This is a genomic window from Campylobacter sp. 2018MI13 (assembly GCF_018501135.1).
Taxonomy (GTDB): Bacteria; Campylobacterota; Campylobacteria; order Campylobacterales; family Campylobacteraceae; genus Campylobacter_E.
This window is the reverse complement of sequence record NZ_JAHCZC010000076.1, coordinates 1-9,392: the sequence shown is the minus strand read 5'-3', so window position 1 is coordinate 9,392 and position 9,392 is coordinate 1. Positions and strand designations below refer to the sequence as shown.

The window sequence follows — 9,392 nt, the reverse complement described above, 5'->3', positions numbered from 1 at the left end:
GCTATATTCAGTATAAAAATATAATCAAACCATTTTTTATTAGCAATAATTTTAATGAAATATCAAATATAAGCGATATTAAAAAAGGCATAATTAATAATGAAAGTTTAAATATAGAATTTGCTTATAATAAAGATGATTTAGATATTTTAAAGGTTAATATTAAAAATACTTATTACACACAAAAAGATAAAAAAAGAGAAAAAGATATTTTTAAAGGAATTTATATTCGTAAAAAAAATATAAAAATGAAAGATTTTATAATAGTTAGTAATAGCGATATTAAGGATATTTTAGGAGTTAAAGAGCCTTTAATTTTACTTGATAATGTAGATTTTAATAAATATTTTAAATTGTATTCTAATAATAATTTAGAAGTTTTTAAATTCTTAAATCCTAAGAAATTAGATATTATTAGTAATAATGCAAAACTTATTAATCACAAAATAAGTCTTTTTTATAAAGATAATTATTTGCATATTTATATTCATAATTTTTCTTTTAGTGAAAATATTGAAAAAGAATTTAAAAGCATAATAAATATTGTTAATGAGTTTTAAAAAATGTGAGAATTTGAAACACGAAATTAAAAGTATATGCTATTATAAGTTATAATTTTATTTTTGTTATATTTATAACATTAAAATTGTCAGAATTTTATATCAGGAGAGAAAATGAAAAGAGAAGAAATAAAAGAATTAATAGATATGTTTGCTCAAGCAAATATAGGCAAAATCAAAATCAAAGAAGGCGATTTTGAAATTAGCTTAGAAAAGCAAGGAACGGTTGTTGAATGCGCACCAATTCCTGCAGTAATGCCACAAAGTGCTCCAGCACCAATTAATGTAAATGTAGTAAATGAAGCACAACCTGCTAAAAACACTCATCCAGCAATTACAAGCCCAATGGTAGGAACATTTTATCAAGCACCAAGTCCAGGGGCAGCTAGTTTCGTAAAAGTTGGTCAAACAGTGAGAAAAGGCGATACAATTTGCATTATTGAAGCTATGAAAATTATGAATGAAATTGAAGCTGAATTTGATTGCAAAATCGTAAGCGCTTTAGTAGAAGATGGACAACCTGTGGAGTATGGAACAGAATTATTTGCAGTTGAAAAACTATAAGTAGGTTGCAATGAGAGAGATTAAAAAGATTTTAATTGCTAATCGTGGAGAAATAGCTCTAAGAGCTATTAGAACGATTAAAGAAATGGGTAAAGAAGCTATTTGTATATATTCTAGTGCTGATAAAGACGCTTTATATTTAAAATATTGTGATGCTAGTATTTGCGTTGGTGGTCCAAAATCAAGCGAGAGTTATTTAAATATCCCATCAATTATTAGTGCTGCTGAATTATGTGGTGCTGATGCGATTTTTCCTGGATATGGCTTTTTGAGTGAAAATCAAAATTTCGTAGAAATTTGTGAGCGTCATAATATTAAATTCATAGGCCCTAGTGTAGAAGCTATGAATACTATGAGCGATAAAAGTAAAGCTAAACAAGTTATGAAAAGAGCAGGTGTTCCAGTAATCCCAGGTAGTGATGGGGCTATTAGTGGAGTAGAAGTTGCAAAAGAATTAGCTGAAGAAATGGGCTATCCTGTTATTTTAAAAGCTGCTGCAGGTGGTGGTGGTCGTGGTATGCGTGTGGTTGAAAAGGCTGCTGATTTAGAAAAAGCATATTGGTCTGCTGAAAGCGAAGCTACAAGTGCATTTGGTGATGGTAGAATGTATATTGAAAAATACATTAAAAATCCACGCCATATTGAAGTGCAAATCATAGGAGATAGTTTTGGAAATGTTATTCATATAGGTGAGCGTGATTGCTCTATGCAAAGAAGACATCAAAAGCTAATAGAAGAAAGTCCAGCTAGAATTTTAGAGCCAGCTACTAGAGAAAAATTATTAGAAACTGCTATAAGAGCAGCTAAAGCTATTGGATATGAAGGTGCAGGGACATTTGAGTTTTTATTAGATGATTATCAAAACTTTTATTTTATTGAAATGAATACAAGATTACAGGTTGAGCATTGCGTAAGTGAAATGTGTAGTGGAGAAGACATTATTCGTCATATGATAAATGTAGCTGAAGGAAAAGCTCTACCTAAACAAGAAGAGATAAATTTTAAAGGTCATTCAATTGAGTGCAGAATTACTGCAGAAGACCCTAAAACATTTACACCTTGTCCTGGGACAATTAGTAGATATACAGCTCCTGCAGGTGCAAATGTGAGAATGGAAAGCCATGTTTATCAAGGATACAGTGTTCCTCCGTTTTATGATAGTATGATAGGTAAGCTTGTTGTTTGGGCTCCTACAAGAGAGATGGCAATTCATAAGATGAAATGTGCTTTACAAGAATTAATAGTAAGTGGTATTAAAACTACAAAAGATTTTCATATTTCTATGATGGAAAATCCTGATTTTATAAACAATAAATTTGATACAAACTATTTATCAAGAAGATAATTCCTAAATGAAATTCTTTAAGAATTTCATTTAGCCTTAAGTAATGCTATGAAAGAAATTAATTTTTATAAATTATCTTTAAATATTTATTTAGAAATGCTACTTCGTTTTAGTTCTATTGTCATAAATACTATTATGATTAGTAGATACAATGTGTTTTTAATAGGAGCTATGAGTAGTGCAAATCAGATTTTTATAATAGCTACAACTATATTTTCATTCCTTTCAATTGGTTCAAGTGTATTAATATCTCAAGCTTTAGGTGCTAATAACAAAAACTTAGCAATAAGGTCAGCTCATATTAGTATATCTTTTAATATGGTTTTAGGTATTTTGATATTTTTTATAATTAATTTTTTTGATGGCAATATGCTTAAGTTGTTAAATGTTCCTAATGATATATTTGATTATTCATTAATATATTTACAAACTATAGCTTATGTAATATTGTTAGATTGCTTAAATATAGCTTTATCATCTGTAATTAGAACTTATGCTAAGGCTAAGGAATTAATGATTGTATCGCTTATTATGAATGCAGTTAATATCGTTTTTAATGCTATATTTTTGTATAAATATGATTTAGGCTTATTTGGAGTGGGAATTTCAAGTGTAATTTCTAGGATAGTAAGCCTTGCAATGTTAGTTTATATATATTTTAAGATTGCAAAACTTAAGATTTATTTTGAGCTATTTTTTAAAATTAATAAAAAAATATTAAAAAATATTTTGACAATAGGTGGCTTTAGTGCAGGAGAAAATCTACTATGGTCAGCACAATATATGGTTATTTTCGCTTTTGTTGGAATATTAGGAAAAGATGCTTTAAGTATTCAAAGTATATTTTTTCAAATTTCAATGTTTATATTTACTACTAGCTCTGCATTAAGTGTGGCTAATGAGATAATCATCGGTAGGCTAGTTGGTGCAAAAGAATTTGAAAAAGCGTATAAACAAAGTTTTAAAGTATTAAAAATTGCAATAATTTGTAGTTTAGTATATGCTAGTTTTGTTTTTTTAATTCAAGATTATATATTTCAAGCACTTAGTTTAAGCAATGAATTAATAAATATTATAAAACCGCTTTTTATAATAAGTTTTTTCTTAGAAAGTTCAAGAGCTTTAAATATAGTAATGGTTAATTCTTTAAGGGCTAGTGGAGATGCTGCTTTTCCTTTTTATGCTGGGATTGTTTTTATGTGGGGAGTTAGTGTTCCTTTAGCTTATATTTTAGGGATACATTTACATTTTGCCATGGTTGGAATATGGAGCGCTTTTGTAGTTGATGAACTTTTAAGAGGACTTGCTAATACATATCGTTGGAAAAGTAAAAAATGGCAAAGCAAATCAGCTGTATAAATATCTTTTAAAAGATATTTATATTTTATGATTTAGTGTTGTTGTGCTTTTAAATTCTTGTTTGTATCCGTTAGTTTCTATGCTATCTTTTAACATTTCTTCAAGTAAAGAATCATAAAATTCTTTAACACTTAGCACATATTTTGCATATTCTTTGTTTTTTGCTAATAAGTAATTTAAATTAAATTTTAATTGTTGTAATAAATCGCTTGATTTTTCACTTAATAAATCTGATAAATTACCATTATTTTTAGTAGCTAATTCAAGTAAGGCATTATCTAAAGCTTGCTTTTCTTTTAAAAAAGCATTAAGCGCTTCTACTTTTTCCTTATTTTGAGTATCAAGTCTGTCTTTTCTAGCTTCTTTAATATCACTTATTCCTTGTTCTGTTATGCTAATAATTTTTAATAAAAGATTATTAGCAGTAGCTAGTCTTTTTTCTATCATTAGCATAACTCATTTGCAATTGCATTTGCGGTAGATTTTAAATCAATTTTATAAGTTCCATTTGCAATTTGCTCAGCTATAGCAGCTGCTTTTGGGCTCAAAGAACTTTTGGTTTCTTTAACTTCAGTTTTATCAACATTTTCACTTTTTGTAGCTTTTGGCTTCATAATATCTTGGCTTGAATATACCATAGATGAACTAAGTGAGTTTAACATTTTTCAACCTTTTTATAATATTTGCATACTATATCGGAATTAGTTTAAAAAACTTTATAGCCTTTCTTTTAAAAAATTAAATAGCATTTCAGAAAATCCAAGCCCACCACTTAAAGCCTTACTCATAGCATCATTATACATTGAGCCATAAATATCATCTCCAGCGTCTTTTCCAAATAGTGGATTTTCTAATTTAAGACTAATATCAAGGACACTTTTTATCATAAATGCTTCAAAAGCATCTGTTTGTTCTTTTAACAATTTTTCATCTACTTTTGCAGTATTTGGCTGGTTTATTAAATTAGAATTTAAAATTTCATGAGATTTTTTATTTTCTATTTTATTAATTTCTTTTTCTAATAAATTAGAAAAATTATTTTTACTATCTTCACTTAATTTTATTAAGGTATTTGTATTTGGTAGAGTATTTTTATATGTATTTTCATAAATTTTTGATATATCCATTATAAAATCTCCAATTCAGCATTAATTGCCCCAGCTTGTTTTAAATTTTTAATAATCGTTATTACATCAGCAGGGCTTGCACCTAGTTTATTTAAGGCTCTAGTGATATTTGCTAAAGTTATTTTATCGTTAGTAATTCTTAAAATATTTGAGCTAGTATCAATTACACTACCATCTTTTAAATCAACTTCATTGTCTTTTAGTTCATAAGGTCTTTTAGGTTCAATTTTAATTGTTATATTTCCATGAGATATTAAAACAGGACTAACTTCTACATCAATTCCACTTATTATCGTTCCTGTTTTTTCATTTATTATGATTTTACTATTTGCGTTTATTTCTCCAGCATCTAGTGATAATACTTTTGCTATAAAATCAACTGCACTTTCTTCTTCTGGTCTTTCTATTATTATTGTTTTACCATCTGTAGCTTTTGCTATATCTAAATCATAAGCTTTATTTATTGCATTTTTTATTTTACTAGCTAGTGCAAAATCATTTTGCTTTAGACTTAGAGTAATTCTTTCTTGATTGTTAAAATCAAAATTAACTTCTCTTTCTATACTAGCTCCATTTGTTATTTTTGCATTTGTCATACTAGCACCTTTGCCGCTACTATCTATACTAAGCGCTCCTTGAGCTAATGCGTAAATATTCCCATCAACACCTTTTAAAGCACTTAATAAAAGTGTTCCACCTTTTAAACTTTTAGCATCACCTAATGAAGCTACATTTACATCAATTTTATCCCCACTTTTTGCAAAGGCAGGTAATTTTGCACTAATCATAACTGCTGCGGTATTTTTACTTTTAATATCATCAGGGCTTATTTTGATATTCATAGAGCCTAGCATATTTGCAATTGATTGAATAGTAAATTCGCTACTAGAACCATCTCCACTACCATTTAGACCAACAACCAAACCATATCCGATTAATTCATTATCCCTAACTCCAACAATATTTGCTATATCTTTTATTTGTGAAGCCATTAAGGAATTTAATATAAATATCAAAAATATCATAAATCTCATTATTTTTCCTTATTTTAAATATGTTTAAATTAAGCAAATCATATTCCATATTTTTTACAAAAACATTAACCAAATACTAAATTAGCTTTTGTAAAATCAGCAGATTACTTTCAAATTTTAAGGATAATAAATGCACAATTTGTTTTTATTTAGTGATTTTATAGCTGATGACAATAAAGCGATTACTTATTTAATTCATTTCGTTTTAGTTATTGCAATTATTTTGGTTTTAGCAAAATTAGCAACTTCTAAAATGCAATTAGTTCCAAAAGGTATTCAAAATATTATGGAAATGTTTTTAGATGGTGTTTTATCTATGGGTAAAGATACTTTAGGCTCAAAGGAAGCAGCTTTAAAATATGTTCCTTTAATCGCTACTCTTGGATTAGTTGTTTTTGTAAGCAATATAATAGGTATAATTCCTGGATTTGAAGCTCCTAGTGCTAGTTTAAATTTAACACTTCCTTTAGCAATAATTGTTTTTATATACTATCATTACGAAGGCATAAAAACTCAAGGATTTTTTAAGTATTTCAAGCATTTTTTTGGTCCTGTTAAAGTGATTGCTCCACTTATGTTTGTTGTTGAAGTGATATCACATTTTTCTCGTATAGTTTCTTTATCTTTCCGTCTTTTTGGAAATATTAAAGGAGATGATTTATTTTTAGGTGTTATTTTGGCTTTAGTTCCAATCGTAGCTCCGCTTCCACCATATTTTCTTTTAACATTTATGGCATTTTTACAATCGTTTGTATTTATGATTTTAACTTATGTATATATAGCTAGTGCTATTGCAATTGATGAGGAGCATTAATGGAATTTGAAGTAGTTATTGGTTTAGAAGTTCATACTCAGCTTAATACAAAAACTAAGATTTTTTGTTCTTGTGCGACAAGTTTTGGTGAAGTTGCTAATACTAATGTTTGCCCTGTATGTTTGGCATTGCCTGGAGCTTTACCTGTATTAAATAAAGAAGCTTTACAAAAGGCTATATATTTTGGTAAAGCAATTAATGCAAAAATTAATGAAGTAAGTATTTTTAATAGAAAAAACTATTTTTATCCTGATTTACCTAAAGCTTATCAAATATCACAATTTGATGTGGCAATAGTTGAAGGTGGAAAATTAGAAATTGAAGGTGATTTTGGTAAAAAAATAATAGGAATTACTAGAGCTCACCTTGAAGAAGATGCAGGTAAAAATATTCACGAAAACGATAATTCTTTAGTAGATTTAAATCGTGCGGGAACTCCACTGCTTGAGATTGTAAGTGAGCCAGATATTAGAAGTGCTGATGAAGCTGTAGCTTATCTTAAAAAACTTCATTCTATTATAAGATTTTTAGATATTAGTGATGCTAATATGCAAGAAGGCTCTTTTAGATGTGATGTTAATATATCTATTAGACCTAAAGGCGATAATAAATTTTATACAAGAGTAGAAATTAAGAATTTAAATAGTTTTAAATTTATTCAAAAAGCAATAGAGTATGAGAAAGAACGCCAAATAGCTGCTTGGATGGATGGTAAGTATGATAGTGAAGTAGTTCAAGAAACAAGATTATTTGATACTACAAGACTTGTTACAAAACCTATGAGAAGCAAAGAAGAAGCTGCTGAATATAGATATTTTGCAGACCCTGATTTATTACCTGTATTTGCTAGTGCTGATATGATTAATGTTGCAATTCCTGAACTTGCAGATGAGAAAATATCTCGTTATGTTAGCGAGTATGGGCTAAAAGAAGATGATGCTAAGGTTTTAGTAAGCTCACTAGAAATGGCTATGTTTTTTGAATATTTAATAAAATCAGGTTGTTCTCCAAAACTTAGTACAACTTGGTTAAGTGTAGAATTAATGGGTTTATTAAAAGGTGAATTAAATATAACAAATTCTCCTGTAGGAAAAGAAAAATTAGCAGATTTGATAAAAGCTATTGAAAATAGTGAAATATCAAATAAAGCAGGCAAAGATGTTTTAGCTTATTTGTTTGAAAACGATATAAGTGTAAGCGATGCTATTGATAAACTAGGATTAAAACAAGTTAGTGATGATGGTGCTATTAATGCAATAATAGATGAAATATTATCTAAGAATGCAGATAAGGTAGCTGAATATAAGTCGGGTAAAGATAAATTGTTTGGATTTTTTGTAGGGCAGACTATGAAAGAAGGCAAAGGAGCTTTTAATCCAAATAAAGTAAATGAGCTTTTAAAGGCTAAGCTTGGATGATTAGCGTAATTGGTTCTGGTAAGTGGGGTAGTGCAATAGCTCATGCTATCTCACTTAATAACAAAGTAAATATTTGTTCTTTTAGTAAAAAATCAGGTGAATATATTGATATAAACGAAGCTAAAAAAAGTAAATATTTAATATTTGCATTAAGTGCTCAAGGAACCTATGATTATCTTAGAGCTAACTTTAGTAATTTAAATGATAATTATGTATTAATCGCTTCAAAAGGTATTTATCAAGACTTGTTTTTACACGATGTATTTTCTAAGTTTTTTCCAATAGAAAATATTAGTGTTTTAACTGGCCCATCTTTTGCAGCAGAAGTTAGTAAAAATTTACCAACAGCACTTGTAATTAGTGGTGTTAATGATAAGTTAAATCAAGAATTTGCTAATTTTTTTCCTAGTTTTATAAAGACATACACCGATAATGATGTCGTTGGTGCTGAGATTTGTGGTGCATATAAAAATATTATTGCTATTGCTAGTGGAATTTGTGATGGATTAGAATTAGGTAATAATGCAAGAGCTGCTCTTATTTCTCGTGGTCTTATAGAAATTACTAGATTTGGTAAGTTTTTTGGTGCTAAAGATAATACTTTTCTAGGTTTAAGTGGGGCAGGTGATTTATTTTTAACTGCTAGCTCAACATTATCAAGAAATTACAGAGTGGGATTAATGCTTGCAAAGGGCTATAATCAAGATGAAATTAAGCAAGAATTAAATGAAGTTGCTGAAGGAATTGATACCACTAAATCAGTTTGTAAAATTGCAAAAACACATAATATATATTGTCCTATTGCTAATGAAATTTTATTAATTTTAAATGGCAAGAATGTAAAAACTAGCTTACAAGATTTATTAAAAAAATGAAAAAATTTTTAATTATATTATTTATAAATATTGTATTGTATTCTCAAAATTTATCAAATATAAGCACCCAAAGACTAGCTGGTCAGATGATTATGATAGGTTTTAATGGAAAAGATATTAAAGAATACAATATAAGAAAATTAGGTCAAGAAGCTAGTCTTGGAAAAGTTGGTGGTATAGTTTTTAGGGCAAATAATTTCACAGATATTGAGCAGGCAAAAAAATTAGTAAGTAGATTTAAAAATATAGCAATTGTAAATCCATTATTTTTAGGAATTGATTATAAAGATTTAGAT

General features: G+C 28.0%; 11 protein-coding genes and 1 pseudogene. 8 read left to right on the top strand and 4 right to left on the bottom strand.

Annotated features, from left to right (window positions below):
- The 4 genes from KJQ99_RS07770 to KJQ99_RS07755 all read left to right on the top strand — a co-directional run.
- Positions 1-560, top strand: a 560-nt coding sequence (locus KJQ99_RS07770; RefSeq protein ID WP_214150455.1) for a DUF3137 domain-containing protein, incomplete at its 5' end; no start/stop codon positions are given.
- Between the two features lie 114 nt (positions 561-674).
- A complete protein-coding gene (accB, locus tag KJQ99_RS07765; RefSeq protein WP_214118793.1) occupies positions 675-1,124 on the top strand; it encodes an acetyl-CoA carboxylase biotin carboxyl carrier protein in 450 nt (149 codons plus the stop codon).
- 10 nt (positions 1,125-1,134) lie between these two features.
- Complete coding sequence (locus KJQ99_RS07760) at positions 1,135-2,469, top strand: acetyl-CoA carboxylase biotin carboxylase subunit (RefSeq protein WP_214118795.1); 1,335 nt, start codon at positions 1,135-1,137, stop codon at positions 2,467-2,469.
- Between the two features lie 48 nt (positions 2,470-2,517).
- Positions 2,518-3,828, top strand: a complete 1,311-nt coding sequence (locus KJQ99_RS07755) for an MATE family efflux transporter (protein WP_214150454.1) — start codon at positions 2,518-2,520, stop codon at positions 3,826-3,828.
- An 18-nt stretch (positions 3,829-3,846) separates the two neighbouring features.
- Here KJQ99_RS07755 and KJQ99_RS07750 read toward each other — a convergent pair whose 3' ends face one another.
- The 4 genes from KJQ99_RS07750 to KJQ99_RS07735 all read right to left on the bottom strand — a co-directional run bounded on the left by KJQ99_RS07750 (position 3,847) and on the right by KJQ99_RS07735 (position 5,989).
- Positions 3,847-4,281 (bottom strand): hypothetical protein, encoded by a 435-nt coding sequence (locus KJQ99_RS07750; protein ID WP_214142587.1) that lies wholly within the window; start codon positions 4,279-4,281, stop codon positions 3,847-3,849.
- Entirely contained in the window at positions 4,275-4,490 is a 216-nt protein-coding gene (locus KJQ99_RS07745) for a flagellar biosynthesis anti-sigma factor FlgM (RefSeq protein ID WP_214118801.1), read from the bottom strand. Before KJQ99_RS07745 ends, KJQ99_RS07750 begins: the two co-directional genes overlap by 7 nt.
- Positions 4,491-4,544: 54 nt before the next feature.
- Positions 4,545-4,805: a rod-binding protein gene (locus KJQ99_RS11050; protein ID WP_239803721.1), complete on the bottom strand. Its 261-nt coding sequence runs from the start codon at positions 4,803-4,805 to the stop codon at positions 4,545-4,547.
- Between the two features lie 149 nt (positions 4,806-4,954).
- On the bottom strand, positions 4,955-5,989 hold the full coding sequence (locus KJQ99_RS07735) for a flagellar basal body P-ring protein FlgI (RefSeq protein ID WP_214118805.1): 1,035 nt from the start codon (positions 5,987-5,989) through the stop codon (positions 4,955-4,957).
- A gap of 130 nt (positions 5,990-6,119) precedes the next feature.
- On the opposite strand from KJQ99_RS07735, the gene KJQ99_RS07730 reads away from it, so the two are divergent.
- The 4 genes and pseudogenes from KJQ99_RS07730 to KJQ99_RS07715 all read left to right on the top strand — a co-directional run.
- On the top strand, positions 6,120-6,803 hold the full coding sequence (locus KJQ99_RS07730) for a F0F1 ATP synthase subunit A (protein ID WP_214118807.1): 684 nt from the start codon (positions 6,120-6,122) through the stop codon (positions 6,801-6,803).
- Positions 6,803-8,221, top strand: coding sequence for an Asp-tRNA(Asn)/Glu-tRNA(Gln) amidotransferase subunit GatB (gene gatB / locus KJQ99_RS07725; RefSeq protein ID WP_214150453.1), 1,419 nt, complete (start codon positions 6,803-6,805; stop codon positions 8,219-8,221). Before KJQ99_RS07730 ends, gatB begins: the two co-directional genes overlap by 1 nt.
- On the top strand, positions 8,218-9,096 hold the full coding sequence (locus tag KJQ99_RS07720) for an NAD(P)H-dependent glycerol-3-phosphate dehydrogenase (protein ID WP_214150452.1): 879 nt from the start codon (positions 8,218-8,220) through the stop codon (positions 9,094-9,096). Before gatB ends, KJQ99_RS07720 begins: the two co-directional genes overlap by 4 nt.
- Positions 9,093-9,392: pseudogene (locus KJQ99_RS07715) on the top strand (hypothetical protein); the annotation flags it as partial. The gene KJQ99_RS07720 and the pseudogene KJQ99_RS07715, both read left to right, overlap by 4 nt.

Excerpts from the sequence above, each read along its gene's own strand:
- KJQ99_RS07750 (WP_214142587.1), bottom strand. The coding sequence starts at position 4,281 with ATGCTAATGATAGAAAAAAGACTAGCTACTGCTAATAATCTTTTATTA.
- gatB (WP_214150453.1), top strand. The coding sequence starts at position 6,803 with ATGGAATTTGAAGTAGTTATTGGTTTAGAAGTTCATACTCAGCTTAAT.
- KJQ99_RS07745 (WP_214118801.1), bottom strand. The coding sequence starts at position 4,490 with ATGTTAAACTCACTTAGTTCATCTATGGTATATTCAAGCCAAGATATT.
- KJQ99_RS07760 (WP_214118795.1), top strand. The coding sequence starts at position 1,135 with ATGAGAGAGATTAAAAAGATTTTAATTGCTAATCGTGGAGAAATAGCT.
- KJQ99_RS07755 (WP_214150454.1), top strand. The coding sequence starts at position 2,518 with ATGAAAGAAATTAATTTTTATAAATTATCTTTAAATATTTATTTAGAA.
- accB (WP_214118793.1), top strand. The coding sequence starts at position 675 with ATGAAAAGAGAAGAAATAAAAGAATTAATAGATATGTTTGCTCAAGCA.
- KJQ99_RS07720 (WP_214150452.1), top strand. The coding sequence starts at position 8,218 with ATGATTAGCGTAATTGGTTCTGGTAAGTGGGGTAGTGCAATAGCTCAT.
- KJQ99_RS07730 (WP_214118807.1), top strand. The coding sequence starts at position 6,120 with ATGCACAATTTGTTTTTATTTAGTGATTTTATAGCTGATGACAATAAA.
- KJQ99_RS07735 (WP_214118805.1), bottom strand. The coding sequence starts at position 5,989 with ATGAGATTTATGATATTTTTGATATTTATATTAAATTCCTTAATGGCT.